The following is a 17,617-nucleotide window of genomic DNA, read 5'->3' on the forward strand; positions in this document are numbered from 1 at the left end:
TCGGACGGCAGAGGGTCGTAGGGGGTCGGCAGGGGTTCGGTGGAGGATCAGCGGCCCTGGTGGGTGTACGCGGCCCAGGCGTACGTGTGGAGGTGTTCGGGGTCGGACACCTGCGCGGCCATCAGCCGGCTCATTCCCGGGACGGGCGCGCGTTCCGGGTCGAGCATCCACAGCTGCGCGGCGCGCAGGGCGCGCGCCGGGGTGGCGCCCCGGGAGAGATGGTGGTGGAGCACGGTCATGAGCAGGCCGCTCGGCCGGTCCGGAACGTTCCAGCGCGAGCCGACGACACCGGTCGCTCCGGCCGTGAGGAAGGCCGTGGCGAGTGTGAGCGCCTCGTCGTGGTCGCGTTCGCTCAGATCGCTGAGACAGGCGTTGAGGACGACCAGACCGCCGGGGCTGCCGGGGCGGCGGCCCGCCGCCCGTTCGAGCACCCGGGAGATCGGGAGCGTCAGCTCGGTCCGCGCGGCACGCTCACTCTCCCTGGTCTCGCCGAAGAGCAGGGCCGAATCGAGCGGGACCTCTCGTGTGTCGGCGTGGCAGCCGAGATGGAGGAGGGAGGCCCCCGGCTCTCCTCTGCTGGGCAGACAGGCGAGTACGCGCTCGGGCAGCCGGGCGTGCTCCTCCGCGGTCTCCGTCTCGGCGCCGAGGACGCGGGCCCCCGGGTAGTGCGCGTCGCGGATGCCTTCCGCCTCCAGGACCGGCCACAGGAGGTCGCCGCTGGGGTCGAGAACGATGACAGGGTCGTCGGCGGGCGGGAGTTGGTCCCGTCCGGCCGCCTCCGCGAACTGCCTGCCGCTGGCCGCGTAGGACACCACGGCGTCCTGGATCACGTACCGGTACCCGGTCGCGTCGCCGGCGCCCGAGCCCGAGCCCGTACCTGCATCCGTTCCCGTGCCCGTACCCGCGCCCGTGCCCAGGTCCGAGGGCGCGCCCGTGCCGGCGGCACCGGTGGGCGTACGGGCGGCGTGCCAGGTGACCACGCCGAGGGTGGAGCAGGGCACGAGCACCAGATGCGGCGTCCGGTCGTGCTCGCGGTCCCGCTCCCCCTTCCGGTCCCAGGTCGCGATCTCGTCCAGTACCGGTCCCATGGCCGCCGGATACGCCCAGTCGCAGAGGCGTTCCAGCTCCGCCCGCCAGTCGGTGCCTGCGCTGTCACGCGCGGCGCCGCGGGCCCGGGAGAAGGCCGCGCGGGCGGAGATGTACGCGCGGAGCGGACCGCAGGCGTGCTGTGCCAGTCCGGGCAGGGGTACGTGCACGACGCGGCCCTCCGTGTCCACCAGCAGCGCGGCGCCGGGGCTGTCACCGTCCTCGGGCCCGTCCAGGAGATAGACCAGCGCGTCGGCGTCCACCGCGGCGAGGGACTTCCCGAGCGCCTCGGGGGTGAGCGCTTCGTGCAGGCTGTGCCGGCCGTCGTGTTCCGCGAGCACGCCGAGTGCCTCCCGCCGCAGCTCGCTGGGGATCTCCCCGCCGGGCATGCCCTGTTCGAGGAGCAGCCGCACCGTACTGCGCAGGCTCTCGGTCACGACGGCGTCCCGATCCGGCGCGCCCCCGGACCCGGACTCGGACTCCGGCGCGAAGGCCGGGAGCGCGGGGGCCGGGAGGAGCGCGGAATCCGGAGCATCCGAAGAAGCGGGAGAGGCAGGAGAGGCGGGCGAGGCGGGCGAAGCAAGAGACACAGAAGAGGTAGGAGACGCAGGAGAAGCAGGAGCGACGGGAGGCGCCGGGGGCAGCACCGGCGCCGGGTTGTCGAGTACCCGCTCGCGCCAGCGGTCGGCGAGGTCCGCCCGCCCGGCCGCCACCAGCCGGTCCGGTACGTCGGTCGCGGTGGTCGAGGCCCGTAGTACGAGCGCCCTCCCGAGTTCGAGCGCTTCCACGGCCGTGCGCGGATGCCCGTCCTCCAGGCTCCAGTGCGCGACGCGTACGGCCCTGCGCGCCGCGCCCCTGGCCGGGAGCAGCCCGTGGTGGGCGCCGCGCTGGAGCATCACCTCCGCGGCCACGGTCCGGATCACGGCGAGACCCGCGTCGACCGCGGCGGAGGAATCGCCCGCCGCGGGATCACCGCGCCGCCGGTAGCCGTCGGCCAGTCCGTCCAGTACGGCGACGGCCGCGATGGGCGGGGTGTCGGGACCCATCCGCTCCCGGGCGCGTTCCAGGCCGAGCAGCGCCGTCGCCAGTACCTCGGGATCGTTGGTGAGCAGGTTCAGCATCAGCCGGGCCGAGCCGACACCCGCGTGTCCCAGGAGGCGGATGTCCGCGGGGAGCTGTGACTCGTCCGCCATGAGCTCTTCCAGCAGGGATGTCCCGCGCCGCAGCTCGGCGGTGTCCCCCCGCACCGCCCCTCGCACCACGGCGGCCAGCCCGCGGAACGTGGCCGCCATCGGCCGGAGCCAGAAGACGGAGAAGTCGTCACCCAGCGCTTTCTCGTCCAACAGGTCCAGCACGGCGGGCAGTTCGTCCCAGTTCTGGTTCATCACCGCTTGTCTGAGCACGCCGAAGGCCGCGGCAATGTTCACGGGCCACAGAGGGGCACCGCCGTTCCCGATGATGGTCCGGAGATCGGCCAGCGCCTCCGCCGCGTCGTCGCCCTCCTCATGGGCGCGCAGCCCCAGGGCGAGGGCCCGGAAGGTCTCGCCGAACTTCTGATAGGCAGCGGGCCGCTTACGGGGCCGGTGCGCGGTCGCCGCGCCGATGGCGTGGTCCAGGAAGATCTGTCCCGCCTCGGCGTCCTGACGGGTGCCGTACCGCAGATAGTGGAAGTCGAGCGTGCCTCCCAGCATCGCCAGAGCGGCCGGTGCGACGGCGTGCTCCGCCGGGATCAGTTCGGTGGCCCGCCGCAGATGCGCCAGGGCGTGCCGGCTGTCCTCCGTATCGCCGGAGATCGCGGCCCGGAGCATCAGCGAACCGCCCACCTGGAGATGGGCGATGCCGGGGTGGGAGTCGTCAGGGCCGAGCCCGGACGTACGCTCCAGCATCTCGTCCGCGGCGTCCAGCGCCTCGGACAGTGTGTGCGGCGAGGCGGCCCGGGGAGCGGGCGCGCCCTCGGGGCGCCAGCGCAGCAGCGCGCGCACCCCGGCCACGATCGACTCGTCCACCAGTTCCGGGGAGCGGTGCCGCAGCGCCTCCAGGAACTGCCGTGAGCCGAGCATGTCCAGTACGGAGTCGTACCACGGGCTGTCCGCGGTGATCTCCGCCCTCGCCCTGGCCAGGACGGCGGACGCGGCCTCCAGATCCTCGTCGGTGCCCGAGTCCGACGCCCGCTCCAGGTACTCCTGCGCCAGTTCGCCGAGCAGCGCGTCCCGCAGGATGTGTCCCGGGGGAAGGGTGTCGATCGCCGCCTCCAGCGCCGGGCCGGTCTCGCCGGGCGCGCCGTCGGTGTGGCGGGACGCTTCCAGGGCGGCCAGTTGCGCGAAGGACTGGAGCTCGGTCCGGTTCTCGGCGCCCTTGGGCATCAGCCCCACTCCCTGCTGGAACAGGGGCAGCGACCGCATCAGCGACAGCGGGTCGAAGCGCTGTCCGAGCGCCATGCGCAGCACCGGTACCAGACCGAGCATGAGCTTCAGCGAGCCACGGACGGAGTCCGGCCACCGCGGGCAGGTGCTGCTGTACTGGAGATAGCCGACCGCCTCGTCGGCATTGGCGGCAAGGCGCGCCCGCACGGCGGGATCGCTCGGCGGAGCCTGCATCCATCGCCGTACCGTCTCGAAGTCGCTGGGCCCGCCGAGTCTCAGCTGCCGGGGCAGTGCGGGGAAGAAGAGCATCCAGCCGAGCCAGAGCTGGGCGTAGTCGTGGTCCCAGGTGCCCGGCCGGGCGGTGTTGAGGATGCGCCGGAACACCGTCAGCGCGATCTGCCGTTCCTCGTCCTCACCACCGAACCGGACGTGCCGGATCATCAGCACACTGCCGAGCCTGACGTCCAGGCGGAGGCGCCGGGGGTCGTCGAGGGGCAGCTCCCGGTCGGCCTCCAGCAGAACGTCCCGCGCTTCCTCCACGGCCAGTTGACTGACCCTTTTGTCCCTTGGCCGGTCGGGCGCGAGGAGATCGGCGCCCGGCGTACGGTCTCCCAGCCGCAGGAAACGGTCGGCCAACGCGATTCCCCAGTCGGCGAGTTGGCGCGCCCGCTCGACCGGGTCCAACCTGTGGATCTCCGTCATCGCGATCCTCCCTGCCGGTCGCCGCTGACCTACCGTCAATGTCTCTTCACCGTAACGCCGTTGCGCACGCCCCGGGCGGCGTTGCCGCCCGCACGGGCGGCCCTGCCGCCACTCTGCGGTACGGGGCGGCCGTACGGAGGCGAGCACCCGGAAGACAACCGGAACGCGACCGGTGACCAACCAGAAGGGCCCGGTCCCGGTCCCGGTCCCGGCCCACGACACTCCGCCCAGCCCCGGACCCCAGCCCCGGACCCCGGCCCCGGTCCGTCCGGGCCCATTTGTTGTCCAAGCCTTTGACGTTGCCGGGCTTGGCAAGCGGAGCCCGTCCGGAGCACCGTGTAACGCGACTGGGCGGCCGGGAACGATCACACCGAACCGGGTTCGCGTACTTGCATGTTGAGGGCTGCGCAGTTCGCCGCGCCGCCAGTCGACCCTCGGTGCGGTGAGCCGCACCGAGGGAAGAGTGGAAGAGACAGGCGTGGAACGAGTAAGCGGGGGATTTCCCCCGGACATCACTCTGGAGTCACTGGCACCGGAGCCCCTGCTCGGGCGTGAGTATCAGGACCGCCCGGAGGACGTGCACGAGCGCTTACGACGCCGGCACGGCCCGGTGGCTCCCGTGGACCTGCTGGGGGTACCCGTCTGGCTGGTGCTGAACTACGCGGAGGCGCTGCACATACTCCAGAACGACGCGATGTGGCCCAAGGGCATGCAGTACTGGCGCGCTCGCAACGAAGGCCGCGTCCCGGCCGACTGGCCGGTCGCTCCCGCGCTGGAGGCCGACAACACGATGGCGCGCGGCGGCGCCGATCACGCCCGGTACAGGGCCGCGTGGGACGCGGCCCTGAAGCCCTTCCAGGACCCGGGTCATCCGCGAACCCGCCGGCTCAAGGACAACATCCGCAGGACCGCGAACGAACTCGTCATGCTCCTCGCCCAGGAGGGCAGGTCCGGTGTGGCGGATCTGGCCGCGCGGTTCTCCCGGCCGCTGCCCCTGATGGTGGCCGGCGAACTGCTGGGCGTCTCCGGACCCCAGAGCGAGCGGACCCTCATGGACATCTGGCGGATCCTGGACGCCGGACCGGACTCGGCCGTGGCCTCCGCACGCGTGCACACCGCCATGGTCGCGCTCGCCGAGGAGAAGCGGCGTCGGCCCGGCGAGGACTTCCCCTCCTACATGCTGGCAGCTCAGCCCCGGCTGACGTCCTCGGCGCTGGCCCACGAACTCACCATGCTCATGGGGATGATCTCCGACCACGCGGGCATCCTCATCGCGAACGCCGTCGTCGAGATCATCACCGGCGACGGCCGCGCACGCGCCAGTCTGTCGGCGGGCATGATCCGCGAGACCGTCAACCATGTCGTCCTCCGGAAGCCTCCGTTGGCCAACTTCATGCCGCGGTTCCCGCTCAGGGACCAGCGGCTGGGCGCATATCTCATCCGGGCGGGCGAGCCGGTATGGATCGCCACCGCCGCCACGCACGCGGACCTGCGCTCGGCGGCCGGTACGTCGGCGGACCGGGCGACCAGCACGCGCGCGCATCTCTCCTGGGGAGCGGGACCGCGCCAGTGCCCGGCCCCGGCCCGTGAACTCGCGACCACCATCACCACTCTGGCCCTTGAGTGCCTGCTCGAACACTTCGCGACGCTGGAACTGGCCGTACCGGCGGACCAGCTCCCCTGGCGCTCCTCGCCGTTCGTACGCGGCCTGCGCTCCCTGCCCATCAGATACGAGCTGAGGGCGGACTACGAGATCCCCTCCCCCGACCGGGCGGCGGACGACGAGCGGGCGGCGAGCGAGGAGCAGGCGGCCCCGGCCTCCACGCTGCGCCGGCTCCTCGCGGGCACGGTCACCGGGACGATAGACCCGTACTCCTTCTAGACCGGCGGCGCAGACAGCGGCGGGGGGGCAGGGGCGCAGGTCCCGGGCGCCGGGCAGGGCACCGGGCACGGGCACTGGCACTGGACGCGGCGACGTGACGCGGGCACTGGACGCGGCGGGCAGGGGTGGAGGGCAGGGCGGGTCAGCGGGTGTCGCCCTGCCACTCCCATATCCGCGGGTCGGCCGGGCCGGGACCGTACAGCGCGCGCCCGCCCGGTCCGTACGCGCCGATCTCGGTGGCCAGCGCGGCGCCTTCCCGCAACTGTCCCGCCGTCCAGCCGGTGACATCGAGGAGCAGGCCGTCCAGCGGTCCGGCGACCAGCTCCCGGTAGACATGGCCGGGCCGGGGCCCCGGGTCGGGGTCGTCGTGGTCGGCGCCGTACACCCGCCGCCGTATCAGTTCGTCCATGACAGCCAGCGTCCCACCCACCACTGACACTCGGTGGACGAGCCGGTCGAGGGACCGGCTCGTCCTGACCAACCGGTCTGAGGCCCGCACGCCCTCCTCCGGGGTACGCCGTACTGGTACCGCGCGGGCCTCAGACCTCGACCGGCAGCGACTCCAGCCCGCGGATCACGAAGTTCGGCTTGCGTACGGGCTCGGCGGCCGGCCGCAGCCCGGGAGCCAGCTCCAGCACGGCGGCCATGGACGCGGCCAGTTCGATACGGGCCAAGGGCGCGCCGATGCAGTAGTGGATGCCGGCACTGAACGATATGTGCGGGTTGTCCCGGCGGGACAGATCGAGACCGTCCGGGTCGGCGAAGACCTCCGGGTCTCGGTTGGCGGAGCCGAAGAGCAGGGCGACCTCGGCTCCGCGCGGCACGGTGGTACCGCCGATCTCGACCGGGTCGAGCACCCAGCGCTCGAAGAGCTGGAGCGGCGTGTCGTAGCGCATCAGCTCCTCGACGGCGGTGGGCAGCAGGGTCCTGTCCGCGCGCAGGGCGGCGAGCTGCCCTGGATGCCGGAACAGCGCGTACCACCCGTTGACGGTGGCGTTGACGGTCGCCTCGTGCCCGGCGTTCAGCAGCAGCGCGCAGGTGGCGACCATCTCGGCCTCGGTCAGCTTCTCGCCGTGGTCGTGGGCGGCGATGAGCCCGGAGATCAGGTCCTCGCCCGGCTTCTCGCGCCGTACGGAGACGAGTTCGCGCAGATACGCCGAGAACTCCCGGGAGGCGACGACCGCGCGGCGGGCGGTCTCCTCCGACGGGTTCAGTTCGTACATGCCGACGATCGCCGCCGACCACGGCCGCAGCAGCGGCCGGTCCGCCTCGGGGACCCCGAGCATCTCGGCGATGACGGCGACCGGCAGCGGCTCCGCGACAGCCTCCAGCAGGTCACCCCCGCCCCGTTCCACGAGCCGTTCCACCAGCTCGGCGGCGAGCCGGCGCACGTACGGCTTGAGCTGTTCGACCGTACGCGGGGTGAAAGCCTTCGCCACCAGGCGCCGGATCCGGGTGTGGTCCGGTGGCTCCAGCTCCAGCATGCCGTGGTCGTTCAGCTCGTGGAACGGTTCACGGCCGGGCGGCGGAGCGGTCTTCCCGAACTCCTCGTGGCTGAACCGGTGCCCGTAGGAGCGGCCGAGCCGCCGGTCCCTGAGCAGCGCCGACACGTCCGCGTGGTGCGGGACGAGCCATTGGTCGCTCGGCTCGTAGTAGTGCACCCGGCCACGGGCTCGCAGCTCTGCGTAGGCGGGGTAGGGGTCGGCGAGGAACGCGGCCGACCGGGGGGCGAAGTCAGACATTCCAGGAAGGTATCCGGCGGCGGGGACGAAGACCAGTACGCTCCCGGCTGCGACGGCCGGACCGCTCCCGCCCGCGCCGCCGCTCGGCCCGCACCCTACGCACCGCCCGCCGACGGTCCACGCCGTCAACTTCCCTGCCGAGCGGTGGGATTGTGGCTTGCCGACCTTGTGCCGCGGTTGGCCTGTCCATGACCATGGAGCGCCGGATCACCGACGCAGCCGTGGAAGGAACTCGCCATGTCGCAGCACTCCCCCGGGATACCTCGAAGGACCGCCCTGTCCGCCACCGTCGCGACCGCCGTGGTGGGGGTTCCGGCGCTGGCGTCGACGGCGTCGGCGAGCCCCTCGGCCGCGTCCGCCGGGCGAGGGGCCGGAGACCGGCCCGTCACCGCCCAGTCCCCCGACCGCGAGTTGAGGGAACTGCTCAAGGAGATCGACCGCGACCGGATCGAGGCGACCGTACGCCGGCTCGCCGCGTTCGGCACGCGGCACACCCTGTCCACCCAGGACGACCCCGAGCGCGGAATCGGCGCCGCCCGGGACTGGATCCACGCCGAGCTGAAGCGGTACGCCGAGGCATCCGGCGGCCGGATGACCGTCGAGCTCCAGTCGTACATACAGGAGCCCGCCTCACGGATCCCGGTGGCGACCCGTATCACCAACGTCGTCGCGACACTGCGCGGTTCGGTCGACCCCGGCCGTATCCATGTCGTCTCCGGCCACTATGACTCGCGTGCCACGGACGTCATGGACGCGGTGAGCGACGCGCCGGGCGCCGACGACGACGCCTCCGGTGTCGCGGTGGCGATGGAACTGGCCCGCGTGATGGCCAGACGCCGGCCCGCCGCGACCCTCGTCTTCGCCGCCGTGGCCGGTGAGGAGCAAGGGCTGTACGGGGCCGCGCACATGGCGGAGCGGTTCAAGGCGGCGGGAGCCGACGTCCGGGCCATGTTCACCAATGACATCGTCGGCAGTTCCCGGGCCGACGACGGCACCCGCGACCCCTACACCGTGCGGCTCTTCGCCGAGGGCGTGCCCACGTCCGAGACCCCGCAGCAGGCCGCGACCCGCCGCTCGATCGGCGGCGAGAACGACTCGGCGACCCGCCAGCTCGCACGCTTCGTCCGGGACGTCGCGAGCAACGACGCCACGGGCATGGACGTCCGGGTGGTCTACCGCCGCGACCGCTATCTGCGCGGTGGTGACCACATCCCCTTCCTCGAACGCGGCTACAGCGCGGCCCGGTTCACCGAGCCGGCCGAGGACTTCGCACACCAGCACCAGGACGTCCGGGTGGAGGACGGCCGGCAGTACGGCGATCTGCCGGAGTTCTGCGACTTCGGCTACATCGCCCGCGTGGCGCGCGTCAACGGCGCGGTGCTGTGGACCCTGGCCCAGGCCCCGGGGACCCCGCGCGGGGTGAAGATCGTCACCAGCACACTGACCAACGCCACCGAGCTGGTGTGGGAGCGCGGAACCGAACCCGATCTGGCCGGTTACGAGGTGGTGTGGCGCGAGACGACCGAGCCGGAGTGGACGCATGTGATCAGGGCGGGTGACGCGACGAGCCACACGGTGGACCTCTCCAAGGACAACGTCTTCTTCGGCGTCCGCGCGGTGAACCGCGCCGGTCACCGCAGCCCGGTCGCCTTCCCAGCGCCCCAGAGCTGACCGGCCCGGTCCGTCACGTTGCCCCGGGGCGGCTCGCCCCGGGGACCCTCTTCCGTTCGAGCGGTCGTTGCGACACACAGGGCGCGATGGAAGAACGGCCGGACCGATCCACGGTAGCGGGCTCCTGTTCCAGGAGAACAGGAGCCCGCATCCACCGAGCAGACCGGCTGCACGATGCGGACTGTTCCCGAGGTTCACCCAACGCTCAACCGGCTTGGGGACGATCTCGACCTGCCGAGCGTCAGCGGCGTACGCCCAGCCTCCGGCTGAGCATTCACCGCGCTCCTCGGCAGGACCGGTCCTCCGCCGTAGCCGCATTCAACCCCGGCACTCGACCGCCACGCCGCTCCTGGACCAGGGCGTCGGCCTCGTCGTGATCAAGAAATTCCTTGGCCACGCCCACAACCGCGTCTCCGCCACCGTCAACGCCCGCGTCCAACTCCGCCTCCAGCAAGACGCCGTCGACGCCCTGAGCCGACGGCCGGGACGACGCCCCTGACGACCCACCTGTTGCAGTCGTCATCCGCTGACATTGCCGTCAGCGTTGCCGTCAAACGCCTCAGGAGCCCCGCTGAATGTTCCTGCCTGCGGGGCTCCTTCCTTGAATCTGACTATCCAAGGCCGCCCGTCCTGAAAGCCTACAATCTCTCAGGACGGGCCTTCGGCTGCATTTGTCGGGCTAATTAACCGACCCGCACATTGGATTCTTCGACGTCAATTTTCCGCCCCATCAGCCATCTCCCCAGAGCACGCCGCACCGCAGGAATTAGCGAAGAATCCGAAACATCAACGGCAATAAGATTGGGAATGTTCGCGACCTCGCAACGTCCGCCAGCACTTTCGACGTCGCGAATTACGGCTCCGGTTTCTCCCGGATTAAATACGACTACTCGGATCGTTGCATGACCTTTGCTACGAACCGTCCCGTTGAAAACGATTCTACCCTCTACAAGGGAGACTCCAATCTCATCCCCCAAGCTTACTCCGACCGCATAGAACGGAATGTTCTCTAGACGGCAGAGCCCCGGCTCATCTAGTGGAGTCGCCCACGCAAGCTCAACGTCTACGGGTGGGTACCCGTCTGCATCGCGCTCCAACGGGAAGACAACCTTCACCTTGTCCATACGATCACCCCAATGCCACCCGCCACTACGGCCATGGCCATGTATCCGATTTGGCTCTATTGCAGGCCCGGCACAGGATCTGCCCATTCCATGGAGATCCGGGACCACCTTGCGATTGGGGCCACATGTGGTCGACCGCAACCTCGTTTTCGGGTGGAACGACTCCTCTGCGTGATCGCTGCGCAGGAACGGTTTCCACTCCGCAGTTGTTGCATATCACCTTTCCGCCGTTGCGATCCGCGTTACCTTGGATCACGGCGCGCTTTCCAGCCGGAGTAAATGCTCTCCCCCCGCGCGTCATATTAGCCGTGAGATCGGTAGCGATTCCACTGCTGTCAACTTCAAATCGAGCTGGACCTGACGGGCACGGCCCAGAGTTGTGAGCCAGGACCGGCGTAGCCCCCGCCAGCACATAGTACGTGTGGAGGTCGGCGACCGTGAGGTTGTGGACCGTTGCTTGCTGCGTCCAGCGCTTGACCGCCGTGATCTGGATGCGTGTTCCGGCGCTGGTCTGAAGCCACCGTCCCGCGTCCAGGTCGGTTGCATCGATCCATTCACGTAGCTCGGGGACCCAGAAGGGGTGTCCGTCCGTCGCGGTCACTGACGCGGTCGAGTCGGCCGTCTTCTCGCTGTCCAGGCGGAAGGTGACCTTGACCAGCTTCTTGAGCCCCTCGCCCTTGATTTCGGCTGTGACCGTCTTCGCCTTGGTCTCGCCGGTTTCGGGGTCGGTGGCGAGTACCTTGTCGCCGACCTTCAGTTCCTCGATCGGCTTGGAGGTTCCGTCCGCGAGGAGAACTTCGGTACCGGGGACAAAGCTGTTGCACGGGCCGCTCAGCCTGTTGCCGCCGAGGCCGCGTCCTCCGCCGGTGCCCGCGGCCACTGCCAACGCGGCACCGGCGCCGAGGGCGCCACTGAGTGAGGAGACCGTCTCAGGGCAGTGGCCTTCGATGCGCCCGCAGACGTTGTATTTGGCAAGGTCGACGACGCGTTGGCCGGTGTTGAATGCCTCTTCGTCGACTGGGTTGGTGTTGTATCCGGCGATGTCGCCGATGCTCCATCCCCCGCCTTGCAGGGTTTGCCGGAGTTCTTTCTTGAATTTCTGTGCCTGATCCCAGTCGGCCGGTACGTGAACGCCAGGGAGGGCCATCTGATAGCCAGGAACGAGTGAGGGGCCGCTGGGGGCGTCGTTCCAGCCGCTGTTGACCCACCAGCCGTCGTCGTAGCTGTTGCCGTCGCAGCCGTTGCATCCCCAGGACGGGTCGTTGAGCGGTTTGCCTCCGCTCTTCTTGGTCGGGGTGTTGTTGCCGTACTGGGTTCCGCCGCCGCACTCGATCGGTGTTGCGCAGGCCATGAGGCCGCTGGGGTCGCTCATGGTGACGGGGCTGTTGTCGGCGTAGGAGTAGCCGTTCAGCTGCTGCGGGTTCGCCGTGTCCATGAGGGGGTCGACGGAAATGAAGCGGCCTGTGTCAGGGTCGTATTCGCGGGCGCCGAGATGGGTCAGGCCGGTGGACGTGTCGTTGGTCCCGCCGACGAAGCTCTTGGTTCCGGGCCAGGTGGCTGGTTCCGTGCCGCGGGGGCTGCCGAAGGGCAGGGTGCGGCGCTGGGTGAGTTTCTGGCTGTCGGAGGTGATGGCGAGCTGGCCGGTGCCCTGGTGGTCGGCGAGAGTGAAGGTGATGGCGCCGTTGTTGTCCTGGACGGCCTGGTTGCCGCTGCCGAGATCGATGTAGCGGGTGGCTTTCGGGGTGCTGGTGCCCTTGGGCACGGTGATCTCGGTATGGCCGAGGTAGAGCGTGGTCTCGGTGGGAGTGCGGGCGATCAGGCGGTTGCCGTCGGCGTCGTAGAGGTACTCGGTGGTCTTGCTGCCGCTTCCGTCCGGCTCGGTGACCTTGGCGAGTTGTCCTTCGGCGTTCCAGGTGAGGGTCTGGGTGTCTCCGGACAGGGTGCGGGTGGCGGTGTTTCCCGTCTCGTCGTAGGTGTAGTTGTCCTGGGAGGTGACAGTGGGGCCGGTGCTGGTGACGGAGGTGAGGGCGTGCGGGCGGGGCTTGCCGGCTTCCGGATAGGTGTAGGTGCTCTTGATGTCCTTGGCGCTGTCGCCCGTGGGGTCATGCTGGGTCTCTGTGAGCCGGTTGCCGGTCTTGTCGTAGCTGTAGCTGTTCCAGTACGGAGCCGGCCCGCCGACGGCCTGGGCCGCCGGTGCGGTGGAGCAGGTGGTGTCCGGCTCGGTCCACGCTTCGCTCAGGCGTCGCAGGTAGTCGTAGGTGTAGCACTGGTTGTCGGTGCCGGATCGGGAGACGTCCGCGGCGGCGCGGATGTTGCCGATCTGGTCGTACTGGTAGGTGAGGTGCTTGTCGACTCCTGCGACGTCCAGCCGGTCGACGCGGGAGGTCGACAGGCGCTGCGTGCCCCGTTCGTAGGTGTTGGTGATCTGTGTTTTCGTCCCGCCGCTGGTATTGCCCAGTGAGGAGACGAGTGGCTTGCCGGTGAGGCTGTAGCTGGTGGTTGTGCTGTAGCCGTCACCGAGCATGGCCAGGGGGCGTTGGGTGTCCTCGTCGTAGCTGATGCTGTAGCTGCCGCCGGGAAGGGCGCCCGCGGCCGAGTAACTCACGGCGCCGACGACGCCGGAGGGCTTGTAGGAGACACCCGTCTGGTAGGTGCCGCCAAGTCCCTGTTCCGCGGTCGGGATGGTGACGGCGCTGCGTACGGTCCGGTAGAGCCGGTCGTACTGGGTGACCTTGTAGGTGTAGGCGTTGCTGCCGTCATAGCGGGTGGCTTCGGCCAGTTGCCCCTTGGCGCCGGTGGCCTTGTCGTACACCCACTTGGCGCGCAGCGGACCGGTCGCGGAATCCTGGCGGAGTTCCGTCTGCCGGCCGAGGTCGTCGTAGGTGTAGTGGAGGCTGTTGCCGGGGCGGGCGTCGCTGGTGGAGGTGAGCCGGCCGCGGTCGTCATAGGTGCGGGTGGCGATGCCCTTGTCCGGGTCGTCGGCCTTGGTCTGGCGTCCGAGTTGGTCGTAGGTGTAGCTCCAGCTGTTGCCGGCCGGATCGGTGAGTTTCTTCAGCGCACCCTGGCTGGTGTAGGTGTAGGAGGTCGTGTCGTAGGCGGCATCGGCGGTGCGCTGGTGGTGCTGGCGCAGTTCGGTGGTCTGACCACGCCCGTCAACGAGAGTGGTGGCGGCGGTGCCGCCTTCGGGCGGGATGACCGTGACACGGTCACCGCCGTAGATCGTCTTGGTGACGCCGAGGACCGTGCCGCCCTCACCGTTGCCGGCGATGTTCGTGGTCTCGGTTTCCCTGCCCAGTCCGTCGTAGGCGTGGAGGGTCTGAGTTTCCACGCTCAGCGCGTCAGCGGGTTTGAACAGCGCGCCGGCCGTGGCATCCAGGGTGTAGTAGTCGGCGAATTCCTTGGCGGCCTGGCCACGTTCGTCGTAGAACACGTCGGTGAGAAGAAGGCCGCCGTCCGGCCCTGCGCGCTGTGTCTGCCGTTCGCGCAGGAATCCGTCGTAGAGCGTGTGGCCGGTGACCTGATGGCCGCCGCCCACACTGAGCGTGCGGGTGGCGACGGCGACAGGTTTGTTCTCTTCGATCCGGTAGTCGAACTGGAAGTTGGGCAGGTTGTCGCTGGTGGTGGACCGGTCGGCGAGCCAGACCTTGTTCTTCCTGCCTAGGGCGTCGTAGGTGAACTTGGTCTTGTTGCTGTTGGTGTCCGTGACCTCGGCGGACTGGCCGCGCAGCGGGTCCAGGGTGGTGACCGTCTTCTGTGCGGTGGTGGTGTCGCTCGTCACGGCCGGTGGCGTGACCGTTGTGACGGAGGCAGCGAAACCGGTCGTGGGGCTGTAGGACGTGGTGGTCGTCCGGCCGTCGGCGCGTGCCGCGCGTACGGGGCTGCCCGTTCCCGTCGCGGTCACATTCGCGGTCAGATCGGTGCTGGCCAGCGGGCGCCCGTAGGTGTCGTAGGTCGCTCCGGACTCAAGATAGGTGGCGGTCGTGCCGTCGTGCTTCTTCAGCACGGCGGTAGCGGTGGCGTCGCCCTTGGTGGGTGCGGCGCCGTAGGCGAGGCCGTCGTAGGCGGTGCGGATGTCGGAGATGACGTCCTTGGAGCGGTCAGGGGTGGCGTCGCAGGCGACGGCGACGGTCTCGGCGCGGGAGGCGAGGTTGAGAAGGCTCCCGGCGGTGTCGGACGCGTAGGTGGTGCGGGTGCACCGGTTGTCCGCGGCTGTGGCGTTGTCGCCGAAGTCGTCGACCTGAACGGGCCGTCCCGCGACCGTGTCGTACGCGGTACTGGCGGATGTGATCCGCCATGTGTTCCCCGCGCCGTTGTCCGTGGAGGCCCAGGTCTTGGTCTGGGCGGTGCCGGTGAAGTTGGCCGTGGCCGTTCCCCAGTCGCGCACCTTCTTGGCCGTCTCGTGATGCCACGGACGGTTCACACTCCTGGACAGGACTTTGCCGTCAGGACCGGAGTAGCTGACGGTCCTGTAGGCGAAGCCCGCCGCTGCCTCGTCGTCGGTGAGGGGATCGCCTTCCCCCGCGTTGAGAGTGACACTGACGGACTTGGTGCCGCCGGAGACAGTCTTGCGGTCGCCGTCCATACCGCGCAGGAAGTACGTGTCTCCCTGCGACTTCAGGGCTGCGGCCCCGCCCTGCCCACCGGTCTTCACCCTGACATGGCCGTACCCTCGCCATTGGGACCAGGTCTTGAACTTCTCTTTGGTCAAGCCGTCGTCATCATCGAAGTGCCAGGCAGCGTCGCCTTTGTACTCGTACGCGGTGACCTGGTCCGGAGCGCCGCCCGTACGGTCGGTGGCGGTGACGGAGGTGATGACGTACTTGTTGAACCACTGCCGCTCGGGATCGTCGCTGAAGCTGCCGCCGATGAATTGCGGGAAACAGCGCGTCGTGTTCGTCTCGGGTGTCGGCAGCGCGTTCCAGTCACAGACCGGCGCTGAATAGTTGACGCTGATCTGCCCGCCGGACTCGTCGGACACATTGGACAGACGTGCCTTGATGAACGGCGCGTAACCGTCCCCCGTCTTGTCAAGGCGGTTTTCGAGCTGGGTGTAGGCGAAGGTGGTCTTCGGCAAGGTGATCGCCGGCGTGGCGCTCTGACCGGTGCGCTGGACGGAGTCGAGCAACAACTGGTAGTCCGTGTCGGCCATGCCCCAGCGGTGAGCCAGTTTCCAGGAGTCCACCGGGGCGTAACTTCCGTCGCCCTTGAGGACCTCGGTGGTGACGGAGGTCAGGCGTTTACGGGTCCAGAACGTGGGCGCGAACTTGCCGTCGTCGCAGTCCGTCCCGTTCTCGCAGTTCAGATCCCAGGGGGTGTCGTACCAGTAGAAGGAGTCGCTGCCGATGGACGAGCATGTCGTGGCGGCGTTGGGGAGGCAGCGTTCGGAGTTTCCGAAGGTGACCTTGGCCAGGGCCTTGGTCCCGTACATGGAGGACGACTTGAGGCCGTATTCGATGCGGTCCAGGTAGCCGCCGCGGGTGTAGCGGGTGTCATCAGCGACTTTCTGGTTGCGCCCGTAGGAGTTCTTCTCCTGGTCGTAGTAGTAGGCGACGGCGTTGCCGTGGGTGTCGACGGCGTAGTCGAGGTTCCACCGCCATGCCTGCTGGCACCACGAGTCGGCGAAGCCACTGGTGCTGTGGCAGGGCTCGCCGGAGTTGTTACCGAAGACGGGCGCGGCCCACGTGGAGTCGGTGGTCTCTTTGCCCTCCGCCCAGCCAGGCAGACGGTTGTAGCCGAAGTAGTATCGCGTGCCTTCGGGTGAGGTCAGCCGCCAGTACTCGCCGTCGTTGTCACCGTTGCCACGATTCGTGGAGGTGAGGCGCGCGATGCGGGTGCCGTCGTCCTTCTTGAGCTTCCACTCGTCGTTCCCGGCGGAGATGAGCTCACCGCTCTTGCCGTTGAACGTGAGGAAGGCGTTGTCGTATGTCCAGCACAGATCGCCTGGTTTGCTTCCGTCGTCGCTCACGACGCCGTCTTCAGCGCAGGGCTTGTAGCGGCGTTCGATGTACCCCGGCCACAGGTCGAACCCGTCACCGGCCCAGGAAGACTGGTTGTTGGTGCTGCCGGTGCGTCCGTCGACCGAACCGGACGAATACGACAGTCCCACCGAAGGCGTCAGGCCGCCGGGCACACTGGGAACCGGCATGTCGTAGGACCAGGTGAAATCACCGGTGTTGAGGTTGGTGTTCCAAGCGGCGGACGGTGAGAGCGACGTGGCCGTGAAGTCACCTGTTCCTCCGCCCTCCGCGGCGAGCGCCGCGAGGACGGTGGGGGCGCCGTCATGCAGTTCGACGTCACTGGCGGTGAGGGTCTGCTTCTCGGTGTCGTTGACGGTGTTGACCGGCTCACCGGTGCGGCACTGCTTCTTCTGCGGCGTGGTGAGCGCGCACTGAGGCAGCTCGACAAGGGTGAGCCGGGATCCGTAACCGCCGCCGAAGGACTCGTCGAAACCGGAGTAGTCCACGGTGGCGCCCACCGCGCCCGCGGCCGCTTCATTCTGCGGCTGAAGGGTGAACAGCAGACCGTCGACACCCGCCTTCGCAGCGGTCTTCCTGTCGAGCAGACGCGCCGCGACATCACCGGCGGCACTTCCACGCTTGTCCGGCTTCGCGCCTGGGCTCAGCGTGAGCGGCAGACCACTAGCTTTGATCGCCCGCGAGGAGCGCGCCTGCACAGCTTCGGGGAGCGTGACGACAGCGGACCCCGGTGAGGGCCAGGCCGCCTTCGGCGCCCCCTGCGGTGTACGAGGCCCTTTCATCACCTTGCGGGGCTTGACCTTGATGCCTTCGCCGCCCTTGACGGGCCGTTCCACCAAGGCGCGGGCGGAAGGTACTTCTCCGTCGTCGGCACTCGCGGCCGGGGTTACCGTGGCCTGCAGAAGTGTGCCCACCATCACTGCGGCGGTCGCCAGTGCTATCCGCCCCCGCAGCACGGAGCCGTGTCTGCCCAATCTGCCATTCATCCGAATTCTCGTTCCTCGCAAGGTCGACTCAGGTCCACGCCGTTTCGCCGACGGCGGGCAATTCTCACGTTCGAGCCGGATCTCCA

At 69.2% G+C, this 17,617-nt stretch carries 7 protein-coding genes; 2 read left to right on the plus strand and 5 right to left on the minus strand.

Annotated features, from left to right (window positions below):
- Positions 1 to 47 precede the first annotated feature (47 nt).
- Complete coding sequence (locus ACIOGX_RS23225) at positions 48 to 4,151, minus strand: CHAT domain-containing protein (RefSeq protein ID WP_401915792.1); 4,104 nt, start codon at positions 4,149 to 4,151, stop codon at positions 48 to 50.
- Positions 4,152 to 4,629: 478 nt separating this feature from the next.
- Between ACIOGX_RS23225 and ACIOGX_RS23230 the strand changes: the two genes are divergently transcribed.
- On the plus strand, positions 4,630 to 6,033 hold the full coding sequence (locus tag ACIOGX_RS23230) for a cytochrome (protein WP_356508163.1): 1,404 nt from the start codon (positions 4,630 to 4,632) through the stop codon (positions 6,031 to 6,033).
- A 142-nt stretch (positions 6,034 to 6,175) separates the two neighbouring features.
- Here ACIOGX_RS23230 and ACIOGX_RS23235 read toward each other — a convergent pair whose 3' ends face one another.
- Positions 6,176 to 6,442, minus strand: coding sequence for a hypothetical protein (locus tag ACIOGX_RS23235; RefSeq protein ID WP_383963844.1), 267 nt, complete (start codon positions 6,440 to 6,442; stop codon positions 6,176 to 6,178).
- Positions 6,443 to 6,572: 130 nt separating this feature from the next.
- Positions 6,573 to 7,775, minus strand: coding sequence for a cytochrome P450 (locus tag ACIOGX_RS23240; protein WP_401915796.1), 1,203 nt, complete (start codon positions 7,773 to 7,775; stop codon positions 6,573 to 6,575).
- A 237-nt stretch (positions 7,776 to 8,012) separates the two neighbouring features.
- On the opposite strand from ACIOGX_RS23240, the gene ACIOGX_RS23245 reads away from it, so the two are divergent.
- Positions 8,013 to 9,446, plus strand: a complete 1,434-nt coding sequence (locus ACIOGX_RS23245) for a M20/M25/M40 family metallo-hydrolase (protein ID WP_356508169.1) — start codon at positions 8,013 to 8,015, stop codon at positions 9,444 to 9,446.
- A 683-nt stretch (positions 9,447 to 10,129) separates the two neighbouring features.
- Here ACIOGX_RS23245 and ACIOGX_RS23250 read toward each other — a convergent pair.
- Complete coding sequence (locus tag ACIOGX_RS23250; RefSeq protein WP_401915799.1) at positions 10,130 to 10,657, minus strand: DUF4265 domain-containing protein; 528 nt, start codon at positions 10,655 to 10,657, stop codon at positions 10,130 to 10,132.
- Complete coding sequence (locus tag ACIOGX_RS23255) at positions 10,596 to 17,462, minus strand: polymorphic toxin-type HINT domain-containing protein (protein WP_401915920.1); 6,867 nt, start codon at positions 17,460 to 17,462, stop codon at positions 10,596 to 10,598. Before ACIOGX_RS23255 ends, ACIOGX_RS23250 begins: the two co-directional genes overlap by 62 nt.
- Positions 17,463 to 17,617 lie beyond the last annotated feature (155 nt).

Source organism: Streptomyces sp. NPDC088147 (assembly GCF_044741565.1).
Taxonomy (GTDB): Bacteria; Actinomycetota; Actinomycetes; order Streptomycetales; family Streptomycetaceae; genus Streptomyces.